The organism is Pseudoalteromonas sp. D15MCD-2, assembly GCF_038562745.1.
Classification (GTDB): domain Bacteria; phylum Pseudomonadota; class Gammaproteobacteria; order Enterobacterales; family Alteromonadaceae; genus Pseudoalteromonas.
In genome coordinates, this window is the sequence record NZ_JBCFQE010000001.1 from 2,714,419 (window position 1) to 2,737,907 (window position 23,489).

At 41.0% G+C, this 23,489-nt stretch carries 20 protein-coding genes; 4 read left to right on the forward strand and 16 right to left on the reverse strand.

What is annotated here, in order from left to right; translation table 11 throughout:
* Nucleotides 1–6: 6 nt before the first annotated feature.
* Nucleotides 7–2,283 carry a phosphoenolpyruvate--protein phosphotransferase gene (gene ptsP / locus AADY36_RS12505; RefSeq protein ID WP_342409038.1) on the reverse strand — a complete coding sequence of 759 codons (2,277 nt, stop codon included), beginning with the start codon at nt 2,281–2,283 and terminating at the stop codon, nt 7–9.
* Between the two features lie 34 nt (nt 2,284–2,317).
* Nucleotides 2,318–2,836, reverse strand: a complete 519-nt coding sequence (rppH, locus tag AADY36_RS12510; RefSeq protein ID WP_054554350.1) for an RNA pyrophosphohydrolase — start codon at nt 2,834–2,836, stop codon at nt 2,318–2,320.
* A 540-nt stretch (nt 2,837–3,376) separates the two neighbouring features.
* Between rppH and mutH the strand changes: the two genes are divergently transcribed.
* Entirely contained in the window at nt 3,377–4,048 is a 672-nt protein-coding gene (mutH, locus tag AADY36_RS12515; RefSeq protein ID WP_054554349.1) for a DNA mismatch repair endonuclease MutH, read from the forward strand.
* Nucleotides 4,049–4,050: 2 nt separating this feature from the next.
* Here mutH and AADY36_RS12520 read toward each other — a convergent pair whose 3' ends face one another.
* From AADY36_RS12520 to rlmD, 7 genes are all read right to left on the reverse strand, one after another.
* Nucleotides 4,051–4,926, reverse strand: a complete 876-nt coding sequence (locus AADY36_RS12520) for a hypothetical protein (protein ID WP_342409039.1) — start codon at nt 4,924–4,926, stop codon at nt 4,051–4,053.
* A gap of 46 nt (nt 4,927–4,972) precedes the next feature.
* Nucleotides 4,973–5,647 carry a hypothetical protein gene (locus AADY36_RS12525; RefSeq protein WP_058586453.1) on the reverse strand — a complete coding sequence of 225 codons (675 nt, stop codon included), beginning with the start codon at nt 5,645–5,647 and terminating at the stop codon, nt 4,973–4,975.
* A gap of 211 nt (nt 5,648–5,858) precedes the next feature.
* On the reverse strand, nt 5,859–7,157 hold the full coding sequence (eno, locus tag AADY36_RS12530) for a phosphopyruvate hydratase (protein ID WP_342409040.1): 1,299 nt from the start codon (nt 7,155–7,157) through the stop codon (nt 5,859–5,861).
* Between the two features lie 113 nt (nt 7,158–7,270).
* Entirely contained in the window at nt 7,271–8,905 is a 1,635-nt protein-coding gene (locus AADY36_RS12535) for a CTP synthase (protein WP_054562242.1), read from the reverse strand.
* A 157-nt stretch (nt 8,906–9,062) separates the two neighbouring features.
* Entirely contained in the window at nt 9,063–9,863 is an 801-nt protein-coding gene (gene mazG, locus AADY36_RS12540; RefSeq protein ID WP_342409041.1) for a nucleoside triphosphate pyrophosphohydrolase, read from the reverse strand.
* On the reverse strand, nt 9,863–12,022 hold the full coding sequence (relA, locus tag AADY36_RS12545) for a GTP diphosphokinase (protein WP_055197911.1): 2,160 nt from the start codon (nt 12,020–12,022) through the stop codon (nt 9,863–9,865). The genes mazG and relA overlap by 1 nt, the downstream gene beginning before the upstream one ends.
* A 7-nt stretch (nt 12,023–12,029) precedes the next feature.
* Nucleotides 12,030–13,355, reverse strand: coding sequence for a 23S rRNA (uracil(1939)-C(5))-methyltransferase RlmD (gene rlmD, locus AADY36_RS12550; RefSeq protein ID WP_063529469.1), 1,326 nt, complete (start codon nt 13,353–13,355; stop codon nt 12,030–12,032).
* An 80-nt stretch (nt 13,356–13,435) separates the two neighbouring features.
* On the opposite strand from rlmD, the gene barA reads away from it, so the two are divergent.
* The 3 genes from barA to AADY36_RS12565 are packed head-to-tail and all read left to right on the forward strand — an operon-like array spanning nt 13,436 to nt 17,056.
* The gene (gene barA / locus AADY36_RS12555; protein ID WP_054562246.1) at nt 13,436–16,204 is read left to right on the forward strand and encodes a two-component sensor histidine kinase BarA; all 2,769 of its coding nucleotides are present in this window, start codon (nt 13,436–13,438) and stop codon (nt 16,202–16,204) included.
* A gap of 36 nt (nt 16,205–16,240) precedes the next feature.
* Entirely contained in the window at nt 16,241–16,717 is a 477-nt protein-coding gene (locus tag AADY36_RS12560; protein WP_055020677.1) for an energy transducer TonB, read from the forward strand.
* Nucleotides 16,718–16,729: 12 nt separating this feature from the next.
* A complete protein-coding gene (locus tag AADY36_RS12565) occupies nt 16,730–17,056 on the forward strand; it encodes a hypothetical protein (protein WP_055020676.1) in 327 nt (108 codons plus the stop codon).
* Nucleotides 17,057–17,138: 82 nt separating this feature from the next.
* Here the strand turns inward: AADY36_RS12565 and pdxJ are convergent, their stop codons facing one another.
* The 7 genes from pdxJ to AADY36_RS12600 form a co-directional block, all read right to left on the reverse strand.
* A complete protein-coding gene (gene pdxJ / locus AADY36_RS12570; RefSeq protein WP_054554340.1) occupies nt 17,139–17,870 on the reverse strand; it encodes a pyridoxine 5'-phosphate synthase in 732 nt (243 codons plus the stop codon).
* 43 nt (nt 17,871–17,913) lie between these two features.
* Nucleotides 17,914–18,600: a DNA repair protein RecO gene (gene recO, locus AADY36_RS12575; RefSeq protein ID WP_054562249.1), complete on the reverse strand. Its 687-nt coding sequence runs from the start codon at nt 18,598–18,600 to the stop codon at nt 17,914–17,916.
* Nucleotides 18,601–18,617: 17 nt separating this feature from the next.
* Nucleotides 18,618–19,550, reverse strand: a complete 933-nt coding sequence (era, locus tag AADY36_RS12580; protein WP_054554338.1) for a GTPase Era — start codon at nt 19,548–19,550, stop codon at nt 18,618–18,620.
* Nucleotides 19,540–20,217 (reverse strand): ribonuclease III, encoded by a 678-nt coding sequence (rnc, locus tag AADY36_RS12585; RefSeq protein WP_054554337.1) that lies wholly within the window; start codon nt 20,215–20,217, stop codon nt 19,540–19,542. The genes era and rnc overlap by 11 nt, the downstream gene beginning before the upstream one ends.
* Before the next feature lie 2 nt (nt 20,218–20,219).
* Nucleotides 20,220–21,155 carry a signal peptidase I gene (gene lepB, locus AADY36_RS12590; protein ID WP_054562250.1) on the reverse strand — a complete coding sequence of 312 codons (936 nt, stop codon included), beginning with the start codon at nt 21,153–21,155 and terminating at the stop codon, nt 20,220–20,222.
* Between the two features lie 26 nt (nt 21,156–21,181).
* Nucleotides 21,182–22,969, reverse strand: a complete 1,788-nt coding sequence (lepA, locus tag AADY36_RS12595; RefSeq protein ID WP_054562251.1) for a translation elongation factor 4 — start codon at nt 22,967–22,969, stop codon at nt 21,182–21,184.
* Nucleotides 22,970–23,039: 70 nt separating this feature from the next.
* Nucleotides 23,040–23,489 (reverse strand): SoxR reducing system RseC family protein, encoded by a 450-nt coding sequence (locus AADY36_RS12600; protein ID WP_054562252.1) that lies wholly within the window; start codon nt 23,487–23,489, stop codon nt 23,040–23,042.

The window sequence follows — 23,489 nt, forward strand, 5'->3', positions numbered from 1 at the left end:
TTTCCCTCATAATTGGCCTTGGCTTGGGGTATAAAATAGCTCACCGAGTTGATGTTCAATCATAAAGTTACGCGTTAACCTGAGTACATGTTTTGCAGTGGGTTGTAATAAACACTCTGCAAGTAACTTTTCCATATCACTGACATTTAATCGCCTAAGCACAAACTTAATTTTACTAATCGAAGCGTAGTTCATACTCAAGCTTCGATAACCCATCGCAATAAGCAGTAAAGCGCCTTCAGGGTCGCCTCCTAACTCACCACACAAACTAAATGGCAACTCATGTTGTTGACACTCTTGTGCTATTTTTAACAGCACTCTAAGTACACTTGGGTGATAAGGGTTAAATAGCTCAGCAACACGGGCATTAGAGCGATCAACTGCCAGCATATACTGGGTTAAATCGTTGCTACCTACAGAGCAAAAATCGACTTTTTGCGACCACTCTTCAAGCATAAATACACTTGAAGGTACTTCTAACATCACGCCGATTTCTGGGCGTTCTATTGCCTGTTCGGGGTATTGCTCACTTAACTCAAAATAGGCTTGTTCGAGCAATTTTAACGATTCATCGACTTCCTCTGAACCACTGATCATCGGCAGCATGATTTTTAAATTACCCAAACCAATATTGGCTTTTAACATTGCCTTGAGCTGATCTAAAAATAGCTCTGGATGGTCTAAGGTCACGCGAATACCACGCCAACCTAAAAATGGGTTTTCTTCTGTTATATTGAAGTAATCTAAAACTTTATCGCCACCAATATCGAGTGTACGCATCACCACAGGATTAGGGTGGTAACTCGTTAGCACTTCGCGATACCAGCTTTCTTGCTCTGACTGTGAAGGAAATTGGCCTTTTTGCATAAACCAGGCTTCGGTGCGATAAAGGCCTACCCCATCGCAAAATGGCTTATTGTCATGCTCGGTATTTAATTCAAGACCCGCGTTAAGTAATAAGCTAATGTGTTCGCCATCTTTAGTGACGGCATCTAGGTTTTGCTCTGCCACAAAACGGTCGTTCAATAAGGCTTCTTGATATTTGAGCTGACTGTATTCCTCTTGCAGCATTTGTGAAGGAGAAATATATAAACGCCCTGCATAGGCATCTAAAATCATTTGCTTGCCTTCAAACTGCAATAACGGCACATCTTCAATGCCCCAAATAGCAGGGATCCCCATAGCACGAGTTAATATAGAAGCATGACTATTTGCCGCACCATTAACACTCACAACCCCGGCAAGTTGCCCTTTAGGTACTTCAGCAAGCATTGCGGGGGTTAATGTACCGGCAATTAAAATAGTGTCTTTAGGGTAAGGTTTTGCCGCATGCTCAGTATTAACTAAATGGTGTAAGACTCGCAAACCAATATCTTTAACATCAACAGCACGCTCTTTAATGTAAGGGTCTTGCATGGCATTAAATTGAGTCACTAATTTCTCAATTACAATTTTCAGGGCGCTTTTTGCATTCCAGCCTTGTTGTAATTGCGCTTCAACATTTTGACCAAGACTTTTGGCATCAAGTAATTGTTGGTACACATCAAATACAGCAAGCGCTTCTTGAGGTATTGAATCGCTAAGTGTCATCGATAAGGTATTAAACTCGTTCCGCGTTGCAGCAACTGCTTGTGTAAATAGCTTACGCTGGGTGCTCATATCGTCGTCTTTTTGCAGTTCAATGGAGCTAAAGTCGAGCTTAGGGATCACCACAAAGGCCTCGCCTATGGCAATACCTGGCGCACTTGATACCCCTTTTAATACTGAGGTTTGGTGGGAAAACTCATCGACGCGTAATATTTCTTTTATTTCTGCATGAGCTAACTGAGAAGCTAGCTGTGCCGAGAGCGTAATTAAAAATGACTCTTCGTCAGGGCTAAAAACACGGGCTAGTTTTTGTTGAACAACAATAACGCCTAAAACCTTTCTCTGGTGCACGACTGGCACAGATAAAAACGCGTTATAGCCTTCTTCATTAACTTCAGGCGAGAGTTTAAAACGTGGGTGAGACTTAGCAAAAGCAATATTAATGGGCTCTTCACGCTGAGCAACAAGACCAACGAGACCTTCGGTAAAGCCTATACGAAACTTACCCACTGCATCTGGGTTGAGGCCTTGGGTGGCCATCAATACAAAATTATCTTGGCTGTAATCTGCAAAATAAATAGAGCAGCACTGTGTTTGCATGGCATCTTTTACCATTTGCACAAAACACCCCAGCGCACTATTTAAGTCCGCCTGTTGCGACACTGCCTCAGCAATTGATCTGAGCGTGGCTAACATGATGCTGCTCCTTTGATTTTAAATAAGGTTGCCCTTATCGTTTATGTCGCCAATGATCTTTGTGTTGCTCTCGTTTATTAAACGGCATTGCAAACGGAGCAAACTCTTTCATTACTCGACGATATACATCGCGCTTAAACGAAACAACCTGCCTAACCGGATACCAATAACTCACCCATCGCCAATCATCAAACTCGGGGTGATGAGTTTTAAGTAAATTTACATCTTCATCTTTACAACGAAGTTTCAGTAAAAACCATTTTTGTTTTTGCCCAATACACACAGGACTTGAGTCTCTGCGAATTAAACGCTTGGGTAATTTATAGCGTAACCAATGTTTAGAACTTGCGACGATCTCAACGTCTTCAGGAAGCAAGCCCACTTCTTCGTGTAATTCTCTGTACATGGTTTGCTCAGCTGTTTCACCGTCATCAACACCACCTTGGGGAAATTGCCAAGAGTGTTGACCATAGCGACGAGCCCAAAATACTTGTCCCTGATTATTGCAAATTACAATTCCGACATTGGCACGAAAACCTTCGGCATCAATCACCTTAGTGCCTCATTTGTAAGTCGATTTTTATTGATTGTTCCACATAACCTGCGATACAGCAAACACTTTACACCTAAGCCTAAATTAGATTGAAAATTTATTTTTTAGCAAACATGTTTAATCAAGGTGTTACGAAGTAATTATTATAAAAATGTGCTGTTTGATTAAAATAACTATTTACAACCGTATTTTTATCACCTTACCCACAGCTTGTGCATAACTTTTGTAAACCATGCCTAAATTGCAAACAAATCCACAATCTATAGTTGAAATATCCACTTTCTCCACAGAAACTGTGGATAAACATGTTTATATATCTGTATTTATACAAACAACTGATTAATTAATGAAATAGAAACAACATATAAAAACAGTAAAACAACTAAATATCAATTAGTTATAATGTGACACCCCAAAATAAAACTGATTATTTTTAGCTCACACTTAACGTGCGCAAAAAACACCCAAACACAAAGATATCCACTAAGGCGTGTATTTGCTATCATGAACCGAATATTTAGACAATCAAATAAACGCCTTATGCGACCAATAAAACCCGCTTCTATAAACGAGTTAATGCAACGTGTTGATGCTATTGCTGGCCTCACCCTAGGGCAGCTAGCTGAGCAATATCAGTTTAAAACTCCTGACGATTTACTTCGTGAAAAAGGCTGGACCGGACAACTTATCGAATATGTGCTTGGTGCAACGGCAGGCTCAAAGCCAACACCTGATTTTGAAGAGTTAGGCATTGAGCTAAAAACCTTACCTATTTCATTTAAAGGCAAACCACTCGAAACAACCTTTGTTTCGGTAACACCGCTATTAAATGTAACCGGAATGACTTGGCAGCAAAGTACAGTTCGTAAAAAGTTGAATCATGTTTTGTGGTTACCGATTTTAGGCGAGCGCGAGATACTACCTTTTCACCGTACCATAGGCAGTGGCTTTTTATGGCAGCCAAGTGCAGAGCAAGATGCCCTCTTACAGCGTGATTGGGAAGAACAAATGGAGCTAATTGCCCTTGGTCGCGTAGATGAAATTTCGGGGCATTTAGGCGATGTAATGCAAATAAGGCCAAAAGCAGCCAACAGCAAAGCGCTGACAGATGCCATTGGACCGAATGGCCAGATAGTACAAACCTTACCTCGTGGCTTTTATCTAAAAACCAGCTTTACCGGCGAAATCTTAAAACAGCAATTTCAGCTATAATTCTAAAGCACTAATTGTTGTTGTTTTTCACAATGAGCTGGAGCTTCACGCAACGATTCATTTGAAAACTTAAGTAGCCATTTACGTAAGTTTTGGTAGGTTGTTGACTGACAATTTTGCTCAACAACTTTGCCACGAATTAACTTTTCCTCACCATTTACATAAACAATGTGAGAAAGAATCGGCGTGTTATTATTTTTAAACTTTAGTGTAACTTCAGATTTTGCTAACTCAATAACTCCAGTTAATAAGTTAGTAAACACTTTTTTTAGTTCATCACTACCGGCTTGAAAAACTTCGTTTCTCTGTGTTTCTGTGATTTTCTTTGATGTGACTGCAATAAGGTTTTTATACGTAAAAGTCGTTTTATTTTTTCGTGTTTCACTGATCCAAACTTGTGCTTTAACAGCAACCTGATCCATATTTTGACTCACGAAAAAGATTGGCTTAATTGTCACTGGCGACTCTGAAAGGTCTTCTGTATATGCAGTTTCCAAGCCTTTTATAAAGTCTTTATTTTTAAAGCCATTAGTAAGTGTTATAAATTCGGATACTTTTTCGTTTGCTTCAGATTGTAATCCTGCCAGTTTATTACTCTGAATTGTAGATGAAGTGGCAGCATGTGCAGCTACTTGAACAAGTAAGCCTGCTAACCCTGCGTCTGCTGCGTATAGAACATCGGGGTTTGTGATTGATGAATCTCGATCATATACACCTCGAATATCGAACTCATTTGGTAATGAAAGAGTGAATTTAAAATCACTTTCATCAATAACTATCTTTTGGTTATGTAAATACTTTATGTAGTCGTCTCTTTTAGGTGTTGAATTACAGCCACACAAAAAGAGCAACAGAATTAAAATACTAAGCTTTTTCACTTTTCTTCCCTAAAAATATCGTGGCTTTCACCACGATATTTATTACCTAGATCGCATTTCGAATCAGTGTTTTTACATTTTCGATTGCTTGATAGTACGCTGTTGTAACACCAGGGAAATCATCAGGCTCATCCCATAAACCCTCAGGTTGAACTTTTTCATCCACTAAACGATATTGCAGATACTGATTTGTATTTAGATCGATAGTATAAACCACACCTTTCAAGTAACCTTGCGGATCCCCGTTAGGAACATAACTGCTAAAACTTCTATAGGCACCAAAACTATCAAAATTAGCAACAACTAGAACATCGATATCAAACTTCTCTTTTAAACCTCTAAAGTCTTGCTTAGCAAAACCTAACTCGCCTTTGAATTTAGGTAACTTATCCAGTAACTTCGGATCATCAAGGGTGGTAACATAATCAGATCTTTCTTTAAATTCATCTTGGATTAGTGTTTTTAATGAGTCAATATCGCTAACAGGAAGCGTTGCTAAGTGCTTATCAAGTGAGCTTGTTAAAGAAGATGCAACACCATAACAAAGTAAGCAACTTGCACCAAAAATATGCGTGGTAGCTTTATCACCTCGCTGAAAATAAAAGCCTATTTTCTTTTCTTTATTTGTAAAATGATTTGCTTGTAACTCAACGGTTGGTTGAGGTGTTGTTCCACATCCCACTAAAGTAATTAATAAAAATAGTGTAATTATTTTTTTCATTCCCTTTCCTTTTTACTACTTATAACAGATTGAAAAACTAAATTTTATTCAGCTCAAATTCAGCCAAGAAAGGTACAGAATTATTTAAACATTAACAACTATAAAATAGAAAAATCTAATTTTTGTATCAAAAATAAACACAAATTAATTCGAAATATAAAAAAAACCTCCCGAAGGAGGTTTTTTAAAGTCTTGATGAAGCTAAGCCAGATTACTGACCTTTAACCTCTTTAAGACCGTTGTAAGGTGCTTTCTCACCTAATACTTCTTCAATGCGAAGTAATTGGTTGTACTTAGCAACACGGTCAGAACGGCTTAATGAACCCGTTTTAATTTGACCAGCTGCAGTACCTACTGCTAAATCAGCAATTGTCGCATCTTCTGTTTCACCTGAACGGTGTGAGATAACAGCTGTAAAGCCAGCGTCTTTAGCCATTTTGATAGCAGCAAGCGTTTCAGTTAATGAACCGATTTGGTTAAATTTGATTAGGATTGAGTTAGCAATACCGTTATCAATACCACGCTTTAAGATCTTCGTGTTAGTTACGAACAGATCGTCACCTACTAATTGTACTTTATCGCCAATTAGTTGTGTTTGGTGTGCGAAACCATCCCAATCCGACTCATCTAAGCCGTCTTCAATTGAAACAATTGGGTATTGCTCAGTAAGGCCTTTTAAGAAGTGGTTGAATTCTTCAGAAGTGAATTTTTTACCTTCGCCTTTAAGGTCGTAGATATTAGCTTCTTTGTCGTAGAACTCAGATGCCGCACAGTCTAGAGCTAGAGTGATATCTTTACCAAGCTCATAACCTGCATTTGCAACGGCTACCTTGATTGCAGCAAGTGCCGCTTCGTTTGATTCAAGGTTAGGAGCAAAACCACCTTCATCACCTACTGATGTAGAGTGACCTTCAGCTTTAAGTACTTTTGCTAAGCTGTGGAATACTTCAGCGCCCATACGTAATGCTTCACGGAAATTTGAAGCACCAACTGGCTGGATCATGAACTCTTGAATATCAACAGAGTTATCAGCGTGCTCACCACCATTGATGATGTTCATCATAGGTAATGGCATTGAGTAAACACCTGGTGTGCCGTTTAGGTCTGCAATGTGCTCATAAAGCTCAACGCCTTTAGAGTTAGCAGCCGCTTTAGCCGTTGCTAAAGACACAGCTAAGATAGCGTTAGCACCTAGTTTTTCTTTGTTTTCAGTACCATCTAAGTCAAGCATCACTTGGTCAACAGCTTTTTGATCAACTGCGTTTTGGCCTTTAAGCGCTTCAGCGATTTCGTTATTGATATAGCCTACTGCTTTTAAAACACCTTTACCTAGGTAACGTGCTTTATCACCATCACGTAATTCAAGCGCTTCGCGAGTACCTGTTGATGCACCAGATGGTGCTGCAGCACGGCCCCATGAACCATCAGCTAAATGTACATCAGCTTCAACAGTTGGGTTACCACGCGAGTCCATGATTTCGCGACCAATCACTTTTACGATTTCTGACATCTTGATTCCTCTTTTCCCGAAAATGGTGAGTTAGTGCCAATTTTATTAATTATCCTTAATGCCATTGGCTTATTAAAACAAATAAGCCGTGCATAAAGCACGGCCTATTTAAATTACGATGACGCTTTTTGGTGAGTATGTGCAGCTGCAACAAACCCTTCAAATAGCGGGTGACCATCACGTGGTGTTGACGTGAATTCCGGGTGGAATTGCGCGGCAATAAACCAAGGGTGATCTTTATTCTCGATAATTTCGACTAGTTTCTTATCTTCAGATAAACCAGTGAAACTTAAGCCTGCTTTTTCAAGCTGCTCTACAAAGTGGTTATTCACTTCGTAACGGTGACGGTGACGTTCAACAATTTCGTCACTACCGTATACTTCACTTACTTTAGAACCCGGTGTTAAGTGACACTTCTGTGCACCTAAACGCATAGTACCACCTAGGTCAGATTGCTCATCACGGATTTCAACGTTACCGTCAGCATCTTGCCATTCAGTGATTAAACCAACAACTGGGTGTGCTGATTTAGCGTTAAACTCTGTTGAGTTTGCATCTTCAAGGCCTGCAACGTTACGCGCATATTCAATAAGCGCTACTTGCATACCTAAACAAATGCCTAAGTAAGGAACTTTATTTTCACGTGCATATTTAGCCGCTAAGATCTTACCTTCAACACCACGGCCGCCGAAGCCACCTGGAACTAAGATAGCATCAAGGTGAGACAGTAACTCAGTACCTTTACTTTCTAAGTCTTGTGAATCAACGTATTCGATGTTCACTGTTAAACGGTTTTTCAGACCTGCATGCTTTAATGCTTCGTTTACTGATTTATATGCATCTGGTAGTTCGATGTACTTACCAACCATACCAATTGTCACTTCACCTGTTGGGTTAGACTCTTGGTATAACACTTGTTCCCACTCAGATAAATCTGCTTCTGGGCACTCAAGATAGAAACGACGACATACGAAGTTATCTAATTCTTGTGACTTAAGTAACGCAGGGATCTTATAGATGCTTTCTACGTCTGGTAATGAAATAACAGCTTTCTCTTCAACGTTAGTGAAAAGTGCAATCTTCGCGCGCTCGTTATTTGGTAATTTACGATCAGAACGACAGATCAAGATATCTGGTTGGATACCAATCGAACGTAATTCTTTTACAGAATGTTGTGTTGGCTTAGTTTTAACTTCACCTGCAGGGCCTAAGAATGGCACTAGCGTTAGGTGGATAAACAATGCGCGCTCACGGCCAATTTCAGTGCCAAGCTGACGAATTGCTTCTAAGAAAGGTTGTGACTCGATGTCACCAACTGTACCGCCAATTTCAACGATTGCTACATCGCGACCTTCAGCACCGTCGTATACACGTTGCTTAATGTCGTTTGTGATGTGTGGAATAACCTGAATTGTTGCACCAAGGTACTCACCACGACGCTCACGTCGTAATACATCTTCATAAACACGACCTTGTGTGAAGTTGTTGCGGCTAGTCATCTTGGTACGGATGAAACGCTCATAGTGACCTAAGTCAAGGTCAGTCTCTGCACCGTCTTCAGTTACAAATACTTCACCGTGCTGAATTGGGCTCATAGTGCCTGGGTCAACGTTAATGTAAGGATCCAGCTTTAAAATAGTCACGTTAAGACCACGTGCTTCTAAAATAGCGGCTAATGACGCTGCTGCAATACCCTTACCCAACGAAGAAACAACCCCGCCAGTTACGAAGATAAATTTTGTACTCATGCGAACCCTAGAATATCAGGAATTAAAAGGAATAATATAGAATCAAGACGGGGCGATATTATAGCAAAGGGGCTGCTATCAATCCAGATAAAATTAGCAAATAAGTGCACAAAAAACGAGCTTAGCTACACTGTACCCAAACTGCTCTACAATGCACTTACTTGGCTTGCTTTTTAATGGCTTCCCATGCGTTGTCCATTTCTTCGAGGCTAGCCGTTTCTAGGCTCTGGCCACGCTCATCTAAGTAAGCAGCCACTTTTTCAAAGCGTGACGCGAACTTAGCATTGGCACTTCGTAATAATTGCTCAGGATCGCGCTTAATATGACGGGCAACATTCACCGTTGCAAACAGTAAATCACCAAGCTCTTCTGCACTGTGCTCTGAATAAGGGTCGTGAGCCAGCGCTTCTTTTACTTCGTCTACTTCTTCAGCAACTTTATCGAGCGCACCATGATAACTTGGCCAATCAAACCCTAGGCTTGCCACACGCTGTTGAATCTTCTTCGCTCTTGAAAGGCCCGGCATAGCATCAGGAATGTCTTGCCACAGGCTCATTTGTGGTGAAGCTGCTTTTTCTGCTCGCTCTTGTGCTTTAATAGCCTGCCACTGCTCAGAAAGCTCAGCGTTAGTCAGCTCACTTTGCTCTGTAAAGACATGGGGATGACGACGCACTAACTTATCATTAAGCGTATTAGCCACATCGGCAAAATCAAATAATCCTTGCTCTTTGGCAAGTTGAGCATAAAAGATGACTTGAAACAGTAAATCGCCAAGTTCACTTTTAAGCTCAGTAAGCTCACCTTTTTCAATGCAATCTGCTACTTCGTAAGCTTCTTCAAGGGTATGCGGCACTATTGACTTAAAGTCTTGTTTTAAATCCCACGGGCACCCAGATTCTGGGTCCCGTAGTTTAGCCATAATTGCAAGCGACTGCTCAATTGCCTGTTTATCATCCATTACGAGTGACCACGCTTTGCATCATGTACACCTTCGATTTGGTGTAACTTAGACAATAAGCGGTTGGTGCTTGATAAGTCATGTACTTCAACCTGCATTGAAAACAGCGCAAGCTGCTTATCTTCTACCGTGTTGACGTTCATGTTCAGCACATTCACCTTTTCGTTTGCAAGCACTGAGCTGATATCTCGAATAAGGCCTGAGCGATCGGTCGCTTCAACTTTAATCGTTAATGAGTAAGAGCCATTGACATCGTCTGACCAACTTACTGATATAACCCGCTCAGGATGCTTTTCACGAAGTTTCTCAAACGAATCGCAGTCTTCACGGTGAACTGCAATCCCTCGGCCTTGCGTAATGTAGCCAATAATTTCATCGCCCGGCACAGGTCGGCAGCATTTAGCAACATGGCTCATTAAGCTACCTACCCCATCAACAACAATACCGTTCTTATCGCCGGTGACACTTTTTGGCTTTTTAAACTTAATTTGTGGTTCGTCATGCTCACGGTCACTAATAAAGTTTAATAACTGGTTTAAGCGAACATCTCCAGCACCTACCGCAACCATAAGGTCGTCAAGGCCTTTAAGGTTAAAGCGCTCGATTGCTGGCGCTAGATCTTTGGTTGTTAAATCTAGTTTTTGCAGCTCAGTTTCGAGTATTTCTTTACCGGCACTTAAGTTTTTATCGCGATCAAGCTGCTTAAACCAATGATGGATTTTAGAGCGTGCTCGTGAAGACTTAATATAACCTAGCGATGGGTTTAACCAATCACGGCTTGGGTTAGGTTGCTTTTGAGTTAAAATCTCAACCTGATCGCCGGTGCTTAATTGGTGAGTAAATGGCACAATTTTGCCAAACACTTTTGCGCCAATACAGCGATGCCCTACATTTGAGTGAATGTAATAAGCAAAATCAAGTGGTGTTGCACCCAGCGGTAAATCGAAAATATCCCCTTTAGGCGTGAACACATAAACACGGTCTTCTACTACTTGGTTTTTAAGCTCTTCCGCTAGGTCACTGCCATCAACAACTTCTTCTTGCCATTGCAGTAACTTACGTAACCAGCTAATTTTTTGCTCGTAGCCTGAACCACGTCCTGGCAATGCACCTTCTTTGTACATCCAGTGCGCAGCAACACCTAGCTCAGCATCTTGGTGCATTTCGCTCGTACGAATTTGAATTTCAACGGTTTTACCTTCTGGGCCAAATACCACGGTATGAATTGACTGATAACCGTTTTGCTTAGGTGTTGCGATGTAATCATCAAATTCTTTATTTAAATGGCGCCAGTTAGTATGCACGATACCTAATGCCGCGTAACAATCTTGCAGGCGCTCTACCACTATGCGCATAGCGCGAATATCAAAAAGCTGGTCGAACTCGTAGTTCTTCTGTGCCATTTTTTTGTAGATGCTGTAGATATGTTTAGGGCGGCCATACACCTCACCTTCAATACCTGCTTCAGCCAAGCGTGCTTTTACTAAAGCAACCATGTTCTCCATGTAGGCTTCACGGGCAAGGCGCTTATCATCCAGCTGTTTGGCGATATTTTTATAGGTATCTGGGTGCAAATAACGGAACGAAAGATCTTCAAGTTCCCATTTAAGCTGACCAATCCCTAAACGGTTAGCTAGGGGAGCAAAAATGTCGCGTGTTTCTTTAGCGGCAATGACGCGCTCTTCTTCACTGGCGTCTTTAACATCACGCAGGTGGCACACTTGCTCTGCAAGTTTAATCACTACGGCGCGCACATCTTCAACCATGGCTAACAGCATACGGCGAATATTATCGATTTGTACTGTGCCTTTTCCTTGATGGGCTAAGGTGCTGATGGTAGCCATTTGGCTTACGCCTGTTAGTAATAACGCAACGTGATTACCCAGCTTTTCGGTGACAGTCTCAATTGAGATTTTTTCGGCTAAAAAATAAGGCGTTAAAAAAGCAGTGGCAAGAGAGTCTGCATCTAAATTTAGCTCAGCTAAAATCTCCACCATTTCAATGGCTGTGTTTTCACGTTTTGCATCATCGCAATGCAGGCACAGTTGGTGGGCCTGCTCTAATAAGGTATGTTTGTCTTCTGTTAGCGCTAACAGCTCGATACGGCTGGCAAAATCACTCGGCTTAGTTAGCTGATGTGACTGTCTAGTGGCTACCATGTGCGCTTTACCTCCTGTGAAATAACGCCATCGTTTCAATATGCCCGGTATGCGGGAACATATTCATAAGCCCAATTTTTTCAATGCTAAAGCCTGCTTGTAAAATAATTGCACTGTCACGGGCTAAAGTAACAGGATCACAAGAGACGTATAAAATCGTTTTAAACTGAGTAAGTGGTAACTGCTCTAAAATAGCCATTGCGCCAGTACGTGATGGATCAAGAACTAACACGTCAAGTTCGGCACTAAACCAAGCAGCTGATTGCATTGATTTTGTTAAATCAAAACAATAAAAATCGGTATTCGACAATGAGTTAGTTTGCGCATTTTGTTTTGCTAATGCAACCGCAGAATCGACCCCTTCAACACCAATAACATATTTAGCATACTTTGCAATCAATAATGAAAAGTTACCAATACCACAAAACAAATCCAATACCTGCTCATGACCTTGTAAATCAAGCCACTGTTTTGCTTGATGCAGCATAGCTTGGTTCACTTGCGGGTTAACTTGAATAAAGTTTTCAAGGCCAAACTCAAAGCGTAAATCATAAGCTGGTATCTGGTAGTACGGCATTGGATGGTCACTGTGATCAATTTCACCACTTTGTGATTGCCACACAACACGCCAGCTATATTCATCACACGCCGCTACGACTATGGCTTTTAACTCTGCATTAATAGCTTTGGTATGCCTAATAACCACAAAGGCCGCATTATCAGCTTCACATAATTGTAAGTGACTAATACTGCTCAGACCTGAATGGCTGTTGATAAGAACATCAAAAACTGAAAAAACGTCTTTAAAAGTGCTGCTCAGCACATCACAGCTTTCAATACTCACCAATTGTTTAGAACCCTGAGCTCGATACCCTACGCGCATTTTCTTTGCAGCTTTGTCATGCATTACAGCAATACGCGCAGAGCGACGATAATGGTGCTCTTCACTAAGCAGAGGTGCTTGCCAATTTAAGTCATCAGCTTTAGCAAACTTGCTAAACAGCTGACTCACCGCAGCTTGCTTCTCAACCAATTGTTGCTCTGCATTAAGGTGCTGTAGCTGACAACCACCACAAACCTGATAATGCTGACAAAAAGGAGTAACCCTATGCGCTGAGGCTGATAGTACTTTTTTACAATCAGCACTGGCAAAACGTGCCTTATCTTCAATCAATAACGCTTTTACTTCTTCACCCGGCAAAGCACCATTAACAAAACAGACTTTATTTCCCTGCTTAGCAACGCCCCGCCCTTGGTGATCCATAGCAGTGACATTGAGGGTTAGCATTTTTTGCGAAACGGATTTCTTTTTGGCTTTGAAAATCTGTGCCATCGGGCAACACCTTAATTATTGATAAAGCGGGAGTAAGTATATACTCTTAAACAACGATAATAATGATAACAACATTCTTTATGACTAAATTTGGCTTACGTGACTCAGTCTTAACCCTTACACTTATACCGACTGTGATCATAGGCTTGTTGCTGGGCGGTTATTTTACAATAAATCGTTACATTGAGCTCGATGAAATTTTGTATCAACAGGGCGTGACTATTATTGAGCCCCTTGCCATTGCTGTTGAGCAACCATTAATAAAGCGTGATAAAGCCTTATTAACTCGCTTAGTTAGTCATACACATAACAAACACTCCCCTGCTATCCAATCAATTGCTATTTTTGATGAAAACAATGAGTTAGTGATTTTTAGTAAATACCAAAGCGAATTCAAAGAAATTGTTAGCAGCAATGCAAACAGCATGGATGGCATTCAAGTACAAAATTCTGAGCACTATTTAACATTTTCTACTGCCATAATTAATCATAGCCGCCAAGACATGATTTGGAATCATCACAGCTACCAAGCATCGCTAGGCACTGTGGTGATCATGCTTAACAAACAACAAGCCATTATTGGCCAGCAACGAGCATTATTGGTCAGTGGCGTAGTGATTTTACTCGCACTCATACTTGCCACCGTATTAGCGTTTAGATTAACTCGGATGTTTATTCAGCCACTTAATAAGTTAGTACTAGCTACCGACAAACTCATTGAAGGTAAAGTAGACACCGGACTTGATCAAAAAATGTTTGGCGAGTTTGAGCTCTTACGTACTGGTTTAAATACCATTTCAGAAACTATGGTTGTACAACGTGATGAGATGCAAAAGCACATTGACCAAGCAACCTCTGATTACCGCGAAACACTTGAACAATACGAAACCCAAAATATTCAGTTAAGTATTGCTAAAAAAGACGCGCAAGATGCGAACCGAGTAAAGTCAGACTTCTTAGCTAAAATGAGTCATGAATTACGTACGCCTTTAAATGGTGTAATTGGTTTTACGCGTCAGCTTTATAAAACCCCGCTGAATAAGCATCAAAAAGATTATCTAGATACCATTGAACTGTCGGCCAATAGCTTACTTACAATTATCAGTGACATTTTAGACTTTTCGAAATTAGAAGCCGGTGCCATGGAACTTGAGTCAATGCAATTCCAGCTCCGTGACAATATTAATGAAGTTATGACCTTGTTGGCACCAAGTGCTCACGAAAAGCAACTTGAGCTTTCAATATTTATCCATCCGCAAGTACCAGACAACCTAACTGGCGACCCGACCCGCTTTAAACAAATTTTGATAAACCTATTAAGTAATGCCATTAAATTTACTGAAAAAGGCTCAATCAAGGTTGATGTTGGCTACCGCTTATTAGATGAAGAGCGCGCCTCTATTTTGGTGTCTGTCACCGACACCGGTGTGGGTATCCCAATGGATAAACAAGATGCGTTATTTACACCATTTGGCCAAGCAGACTCGAGTATCACCCGTAAATTTGGTGGCACAGGTCTTGGGTTAATCATCACTAAACATATTGTTGAAGCGATGAATGGCCGCATTACCCTAAACTCAGCACCAGGTAATGGTACCTGCTTTACGTTCAACGCCGTATTCAGAACGCCAAGTAACTCAATTACCAGTGACTTACCAACACAATCACTGATCAATAAGCGTATTTTGTATCTTGAGCCTCATGAGCATACCCATCAAGCAACGTTATCGCTACTGCATGAATGGCAAACTCGCGTTACCGCCTGCATGGATGAAGAAAGCTTCTTAAATGAGATCAACAAAGACTTCAGCTACGATATTTGTATTATTGGCCATACCGCTACTATTGACGATATGCAGCAACTTAAGAGTTATGTAAAAGCAGTGCGTCCTGTCACTGATTATTTATACATAATGCTTAATACTGTTTCGCATAATATGCGTGAAGCCTTTGTTGGTAGCGGCGCAGATGCTTGCTTAAGTAAACCGCTTAACCACCGTAAATTATGTGAGGTACTTGCTGCGCCTTACCGTCTTGACCACCCGGTGCATAACATTGAGCAAGGTGATGAAAAATTATTACCACTTAAAGTACTGGTTGTTGACGATAACGATGCCAACCTAAAACTAATTTGCACCTTGCTTGAAGAACAAATTGAGCTAATTGATACCGCACACAACGGCTCACAAGCTTACAGCTTAAGTAAAAGCCATAAATATGACTTGATCTTCATGGACATCCAAATGCCAATTATGGATGGTATTACCGCATGTAAACTTATTCGCGAGTCATCTCTCAATGAAGATACCCCCATCATTGCGGTTACTGCTCACGCCCTCGCAGGTGAAAAAGAGCAACTACTTAAAGATGGCTTTAAAGGCTATTTAACTAAGCCTATTGATGAAGACATGCTAAAACAAATAATTAGCGATCATAGCCCACAAGCGCCGATTAATCGTGAACGTAGCAAAACTGCCGCAGTTGACTCTGAACCTCCATTTGAAAGTGCCCGCCTCGATTGGCAATTGGCACTACAACGCGCAGGCGGAAAAGAAGAACTAGCACTTGAAATGCTCAATATGTTGTTACTCAGCGTGCCTGAAACCTTGCGCCTACTCAATGAAGCTATAGAAAAAGAAGATTGTGAACATGTACTTAGTATAGTCCACAAGTTCCATGGCGCATGTTGTTACACCGGCGTACCAAAACTAAAATCACTTGCAGAAACACTCGAAACCGCTTTAAAAGGCGATTGCGATTTAAATTACATTGAGCCTGAATTATTTGAGCTGATTGATGAGCTGAATAACTTGTTAAGTGATGCGGGAATGGTTGAGCAACAACGATAAGAGAACACTCAATAAATTGTATAAAGGAATATATTAATGAAAAACTATTTATTGCTAGCTGGTAGTTTGTTTGTATTTGGTTGCACATCAACCGAAGAGAAACCCGTAAAATTAGAGTATGCAGATTTAGCTGTTAGCTATAATGAAATGGAGTCAGCAAAATGGCAACAGCTTGAACGCTTTCCTGCCAGATACCCCAAAAAAGCAGTTATCCAAGCAAAAGAAGGTTGCGCAACTATTGAGTATGTCATTACGCCACAAAATGAGATTAGAGATATTCAGGTAGTTGCCTCAACTAACCCTGTATTTGCCGCTGCAGCAAAAGATGTAATCACTAATTGGCACTGGAATGAACTGGCGAAAAATATTACTGATAAAGCGGTGAAAACCCAAACTCGCTTTGATTTTTGTTTTGACACACCTGAGCAATCTTGCAAAAAGCTAAAACCTAACTATTCATGCCCTAGTTCAGATATTATTTATTCCACGGGTACACGCGTAGTGAAGTATTAAAGGGAGCTTGCTTTGTATTTTATCTTACTTATCATCTTTAGTGCTATTTCACTCACTTGGTTTTTCCTCCGCTATAAAAAACTAAGTATTGAAGCTAATAATTACGTAAAAACCAATTACACAGAGCAGTGGCAAACATACGAAAGCCAAGCCCGTTTAATGAAGGCAAAACCTAACTCAATGGTTTTTCATTCAATCAAGAAAGGTGAATTGTCGGCAATAGATGATGATGTTTTAAAAAGCTTTAAGAAAAAACATCAATATTTAGTGGCCCTACTCTGCCTTTCGCCTTGGCTATCTTCATTGCTTGCACAATTTATTGTTTATCTGAGTAAATAAATGAGTAAATAAAAACGCGGTGGATATCATATCCACCGCGCTCAGTATTCAAACTTACCAGCGTCTATAAAAGAGCGGCAGTTCAAAGTCTTGCTTCAATCATTAAACGTTTCATATCGCTGACTGCTTTTTCTAAACCATCAATCGCTGCACGGGCAATAATCGCATGACCAATGTTTAACTCATAAATTTCTGGCATTGCCGCAATAGGTTTTACATTGTGATAATGAAGACCATGGCCGGCATTAACGATTAAACCTAAGCTATCAGCATATTGTACGCCGCTACGAATACGCTCAAGCTCAGTGTGAAGCTCTTCGTCATTTTCAGCATCAGCATAAGCACCGGTGTGAATTTCAACGTATGGAGCATTACACGCTTTTGCAGCGTCAAGTTGTGCGTTGTCGGCATCAATGAATAACGAGACCTTAATTCCTGCTGCAGTTAACTTTTCTGTTGCTGCTTTTACTTTTTCAAAATTACCCACAACATCCAGGCCACCCTCAGTGGTGAGCTCTTCACGCTTTTCAGGCACTAAACAAACATAAGCAGGTTTCACTTCAAGGGCGATGTCGATCATTTCATCGGTGACTGCAATTTCAAGATTCATACGTGTTTGAATCGTTTTTGCCATCACATATACGTCGCGGTCTTGAATATGACGACGGTCTTCACGCAAATGAATGGTGATACCATCTGCACCAGCATGCTCTGCAACAGCTGCAGCATGCGCAGGATCTGGGTAACTCGTGCCACGCGCTTGGCGTAAAGTGGCAATGTGATCAACGTTTACACCAAGAAGAATATCTTTCATTTTTTTACCTGTTTAAAACAACGATTCAAGGCTGAACATCAGCCTACTTAATAAATAACTCACGGCTTTTTAATGGCTTTTTACCAAGTAAAGGCTTGAGTAGGTATCGACTTAATTGCTTTGCCATATATAACACATCAGGGGCGCTAAAGTCATGAGCTGCTATGGCATTTAATTGCTTTCCTGAAAAGCCACTATGGGGGTCGTCATGCAGTAAAAAACCGTATTCAGCAAAGTACTGGTAATTTGCTGCATCGTTAATTTCATCACCTTCGGCATCAACACTAAAATCAACGCCATAACCCAGCATCTCTAATAGTTGAAACTCGTAAGAGCGCAGCACAGCTTGTAGGTTTTTAGTGCATGATAACTCGTCTAGATGCTGTTTATAAAGATGATATACACTTTCCATCGGCTCATTGATAGGTACGATACGATTGGTTAATTCGTTCATATAGAAGCCGCAATAAAGCTCGGTACCCTGCAACATAGTTTGCCGGCCATGGGGTTCAAATCGATTAATGTATTTTAAATCAGACTTGCCGCTATATTGTACGAGCAGAGATTGGAAAGGTTGTAATTGTGCTTTATGTTTAGTGGCCTGGCGACCACTAACACGGGCCAGCATTCTCAGCTGACCTACGCCTTCTACCAGCATATCGAGCATGACTTGCGAGTCGCTAAATGGACGTCGGTGCAGCAAGTATGCTGTGTAGAATTCGCTATCCATGGCGTGTAAGACTTTACTTAGTCTTCACCATAGCCAAGGCTACGTAGCGCACGTTCATCGTCAGCCCAGCCAGACTTCACTTTTACCCAAAGTTCTAAAAACACTTTGTTATCAAGCATATCTTCAAGGTCTTTACGAGCTTCACGGCCAATCACTTTGAGCTTTTCGCCTTTATTGCCGATCACCATACGCTTTTGCGTTTCACGCTCAACGAGGATCAAACCATTAATTTGCCAAACACCGTTTTCTTGCCATTTAAACTGCTCGATCTCGACGGTGACTGAATATGGTAGCTCATCACCCATAAAGCGCATCAGCTTTTCACGGATCACTTCAGCCGCCATAAAGCGCATTGAACGGTCTGTTACGTAATCTTCAGGGAAGTAAAACTCACAAAGCGGTAAACGCTTTTTCACTTCATCTTTGATTAAATCAATATTTTTACCCTGCTTTGCTGAGACCGGCATAATAGCCACAAAATCAAATTTACCACCTAAAAACTGCATGTGCGGAAGCACTAAATCACGGTCTTTAACTTGGTCAATTTTATTCATAACTAATAATACTGGACGACCGCTCTGACGTACTTTATTTAGTACCATCTCATCGTCTTCGTTCCAGTGTGTGCCTTCAACCACAAAGATGATCAGTTCTACATCGCCAATTGAGCTTGATGCGGCACGGTTCATTAAACGGTTAATAGCACGTTTTTCTTCGACGTGTAAGCCTGGTGTATCCACATAAACAGCTTGGTATTTACCTTCGGTATGAATACCCATGATACGGTGGCGTGTGGTTTGTGGCTTACGAGAAGTAATAGACACCTTTTGCTCAACAATATAGTTAAGTAAGGTTGATTTACCTACATTTGGGCGGCCAACAATGGCAACCATACCGCAGTGCGTATCTAGCTCTGCAGGTTCTTTGCTAATTAAATCATCAAGATTCATTTTTAAGTATCTTTAAGGCTTTTTCAGCGGCTTTTTGCTCAGCTTTACGACGTGAGCTACCTACTGAGATAATGCTATCCATCCCTTCAACAATACATTCAACCGTGAATGTTTGATTGTGCGCTTGGCCTTTTGTATCAATTACAGTGTAGCCAGGTAACGATAATTTGCGCGCTTGTAAGTATTCTTGAAGTAATGTTTTTGGATCTTTTTGATTTAAGCCTGGCGAAATTGCATCAAGACGCGACTCGTACCAGCTTAAAATTAACTCACCACATTGTTCAATGTTTGAGTCTAAGAACACCGCACCAATGATCGCCTCAACGGCATCAGCAAGGGTTGATTCACGGCGAAAACCACCGCTTTTAAGCTCACCTGGACCTAAGCGTAAGTAATCGCCTAAGCCAAACTCTAGGCCAAACTCAGCCAACGTTTGACCACGAACTAGGGTCGAACGCATGCGGCTTAAATCACCTTCGCGTGCTTTTGGAAATTTAGTGTAAAGCGCATTCGCAATCACAAAGCTCAAAATCGAATCACCTAAAAACTCTAAGCGCTCGTTGTGTTGGCCTTTATGACTGCGGTGCGTCATTGCCTGCTCAAGCAAAGCTTGATCAGTAAATGTATAACCTATTTTGTTGTATAACTCTGTTACGTTTTTTTTCATCGTTACTGAATATTACCTAGGCGTTCAAAACGAACACCAGTTGGAACCCAGCCTGGTAAAAAGTCATCTGGGCCATTCTCAAATTCAAAACTCATCCATATAAAGACGGCTTTACCTACCAAGTTTTCTTTAGGTACAAAGCCCCAAAAGCGACTGTCTTGGCTATTATCACGGTTATCACCCATCATGAAATAATGATCGGCAGGAACAACCCACTCGTCTGAGCGTGTACCTGGTTGTTGATAATAACGGCCTTTCATTTCAGGAGCTTGCGGGTTAATTAAAATATTATGATTCAATGTGCTTAGGTTTTCTTCTAAGCGCACTAAATTCATCGAACCCTGCTTGAACTCGTCACTATTGAGGATTTCCATATCAATTTTGTTGTATTCATTACACAGCAAATCACCTTGCTGCGTTACACCTTCGGCACATTTTGGCTGAATATAAAGGTGCTTATTGCGATATACAATTTTATCGCCCGGTAAACCAATCGTACGTTTAATGTAATCTACGCGCTCGTCTAATGGGTATTTAAATACCACAATATCACCACGTTCAGGTTCATCAACATCAACTAACTGGCTACGCCAAATAGGATCTTTAACGCCATATGAGTACTTCTGCACTAAAATGAAGTCGCCCACTAATAGGGTTGGCATCATTGAACCAGATGGAATTTGAAACGGTTCAAAAATGAAAGAGCGAAAAATAGTGATCGCTGCAATCATCGGAAAAATTGACTTTGCCGTTTCAGTGATACTTGGCTCAGGCGCAATTAATGCAGCGGTTTCTTCGTCTAATTCGCCACCTGCTGCGTTTTGAGCAAGGGCAATGCGTTGCTGACGCTTTGGCGCAAACATAAAGTGGTCAATTAACCAAATTAATCCTGAGCCTAGCGTTAACAACACTAAGAAAATAGAAAAGTAACCCGCCATGCATTAATTCCTTTATTTACTTCTAATTATTTACCAACTTTAAGGATAGCTAAGAATGCATCTTGAGGTACTTCAACGTTACCTAGTTGCTTCATTCGCTTTTTACCTTCTTTTTGTTTTTGTAGTAGTTTCTTCTTACGGCTCACGTCACCACCGTAACATTTCGCGATTACGTTTTTACGTAATTGCTTAACTGTTGTACGGGCAATAACATGCTGACCAATCGCTGCTTGAATCGCAATATCAAACTGCTGACGTGGAATTAAGTCTTTCAGTGCTTCGGCTAACTGACGACCACGTGATTGTGCAATATCGCGGTGTACAATAATCGCTAACGCATCAACACGCTCACCATTAATTAATACGTCAACACGTACCATGTCTGAAGCTTGGAAATGCTTAAAGTTATAATCAAGCGATGCAAAACCACGGCTTGTTGATTTTAACTTATCAAAGAAGTCCATGACTACTTCAGCCATCGGTAATTCGTACGTCACCGCAACTTGCTTACCATGGTAGCTCATTTTAGTTTGCATACCACGCTTTTCAACACAAAGCGTAATTACGTTACCTAAAAACTCTTGCGGAACTAATATGTTAGCTTCAACAATTGGTTCACGGATTTCAAGAATATTATTCACCGGCGGTAAGTCAGACGGGTTATCTATCTGTTTAGTTCCGTCTTTAGTCTCTACTTCGTAGATTACTGTTGGCGCAGTGGTAATAAGGTCAATGTCGTATTCACGCTCAAGACGCTCTTGAATGATTTCCATGTGTAGCATACCTAAGAAGCCACAACGGAAACCAAAGCCTAGTGCTGTTGAGTTTTCTGGCTCGAAGAATAACGACGCATCGTTCAAGCTTAATTTATCAAGCGCATCACGGAATGATTCATAGTCATCTGATGAAATTGGGAACATACCAGCATAAACCTGCGGTTTAATGCGTTGGAAGCCTGGTAAACGCTCTGGAGCAGAATTACGTTGTAAAGTGATGGTATCACCTACAGGTGCACCATGGATTTCTTTAATACCCGCAATAACAAAGCCTACTTCACCGGTTTTTAAGATACCCGTGTTGGTTTGTTTTGGCGTGAAAATACCCACTTTATCTGCGATGTGAACTTGATCATTCGACATGATCTTAATTTTATCGCCCGCGCGCAATTCACCGTGCTTAATACGTACTAATGATACAACGCCTTGGTATGGGTCAAACCATGAGTCAATGATAAGCGCCTGTAGTGGCTCATCTTTGTCACCTTCTGGTGGCGGAATATCTTTAACAATGATTTCGAGTACTTCTTCAATACCAATACCGGTTTTAGCACTACATTGCACAGCATCAAGGGCATCGATACCAATGATGTCTTCAATTTCTTCTGCTACACGAAGTGGATCGGCTTGTGGTAAGTCGATTTTATTTAGAACTGGAATAACTTCTAAGTCCATTTCGATTGCTGTGTAGCAGTTAGCTAAAGTTTGAGCTTCAACACCTTGACCCGCATCAACAACTAAAAGTGCACCTTCACAGGCTGCAAGTGAACGTGATACTTCGTATGTGAAGTCAACGTGTCCTGGCGTGTCGATAAAGTTTAACTGATATGTTTCGCCGTCTTTAGCTTTATAATTTAGCGTTACACTTTGCGCTTTGATGGTGATACCACGCTCACGCTCAATGTCCATTGAGTCTAACACCTGCTGCTGCATTTCACGGTCTGTTAAACCACCACAAACTTGGATAAGACGGTCAGAGAGAGTCGATTTACCATGGTCAATATGGGCGATGATCGAAAAATTACGGATATGCTTCATAAACTGGATTCTAAACTTCTATATAAAATGGACTAAGTGTATAAAGCGACAATTTTACATTTAATTGGCTTTAATCACCATCTATTTGAGTGAAAGGAATAGTAATTGGGTGAATTTTTATTACTTTAATATCATGCTTAAGGCTCTTAACCCTTGATTTTGCTATCGCATAGCCCGTTATGCCACCAATCACGGCGGCTAAAATTTGCCAGCCTTCTGTAAGCGAAAAAGCCGAAAATGCGATCAAAGCAAACCCTAAGCTAAACAAAAGGGGTAGCATGTAAACAGCCATAGCGTGTTTAACTAAGTGACTATCATCGAGTGCTAATGTTACTTTTTGCCCTACTTGGAGCTCTTTTTCGAAGGTATAAGGAAAGGTTTTTTTAGCTGTTCCAAACAGCTTTGCAAAAACTTGCGAACCACAACGACCATTACAGCCGGCACAGGCTTGCTTTTGCTCTGCTTCTAAATTCGCTGTCGTGCCTTTTACCGACACGACAGTGAGTGTTTGTTCAATCAT

Bases quoted from the DNA above. Each gene is read 5' to 3' on its own strand.
- rnc (WP_054554337.1), bottom strand. From the start codon at position 20,217: ATGAAAAAAAACGTAACAGAGTTATACAACAAAATAGGTTATACATTT.
- AADY36_RS12535 (WP_054562242.1), bottom strand. From the start codon at position 8,905: ATGAGTACAAAATTTATCTTCGTAACTGGCGGGGTTGTTTCTTCGTTG.
- mazG (WP_342409041.1), bottom strand. From the start codon at position 9,863: ATGGATGATAAACAGGCAATTGAGCAGTCGCTTGCAATTATGGCTAAA.
- relA (WP_055197911.1), bottom strand. From the start codon at position 12,022: ATGGTAGCCACTAGACAGTCACATCAGCTAACTAAGCCGAGTGATTTT.
- recO (WP_054562249.1), bottom strand. From the start codon at position 18,600: ATGGATAGCGAATTCTACACAGCATACTTGCTGCACCGACGTCCATTT.
- AADY36_RS12560 (WP_055020677.1), top strand. From the start codon at position 16,241: ATGAAAAACTATTTATTGCTAGCTGGTAGTTTGTTTGTATTTGGTTGC.
- rlmD (WP_063529469.1), bottom strand. From the start codon at position 13,355: ATGGCACAGATTTTCAAAGCCAAAAAGAAATCCGTTTCGCAAAAAATG.
- eno (WP_342409040.1), bottom strand. From the start codon at position 7,157: ATGTCAGAAATCGTAAAAGTGATTGGTCGCGAAATCATGGACTCGCGT.
- ptsP (WP_342409038.1), bottom strand. From the start codon at position 2,283: ATGTTAGCCACGCTCAGATCAATTGCTGAGGCAGTGTCGCAACAGGCG.
- pdxJ (WP_054554340.1), bottom strand. From the start codon at position 17,870: ATGAAAGATATTCTTCTTGGTGTAAACGTTGATCACATTGCCACTTTA.
- era (WP_054554338.1), bottom strand. From the start codon at position 19,550: ATGAATCTTGATGATTTAATTAGCAAAGAACCTGCAGAGCTAGATACG.
- AADY36_RS12525 (WP_058586453.1), bottom strand. From the start codon at position 5,647: ATGAAAAAAATAATTACACTATTTTTATTAATTACTTTAGTGGGATGT.
- mutH (WP_054554349.1), top strand. From the start codon at position 3,377: ATGCGACCAATAAAACCCGCTTCTATAAACGAGTTAATGCAACGTGTT.
- lepA (WP_054562251.1), bottom strand. From the start codon at position 22,969: ATGAAGCATATCCGTAATTTTTCGATCATCGCCCATATTGACCATGGT.
- barA (WP_054562246.1), top strand. From the start codon at position 13,436: ATGACTAAATTTGGCTTACGTGACTCAGTCTTAACCCTTACACTTATA.
- lepB (WP_054562250.1), bottom strand. From the start codon at position 21,155: ATGGCGGGTTACTTTTCTATTTTCTTAGTGTTGTTAACGCTAGGCTCA.
- AADY36_RS12600 (WP_054562252.1), bottom strand. From the start codon at position 23,489: ATGATTGAACAAACACTCACTGTCGTGTCGGTAAAAGGCACGACAGCG.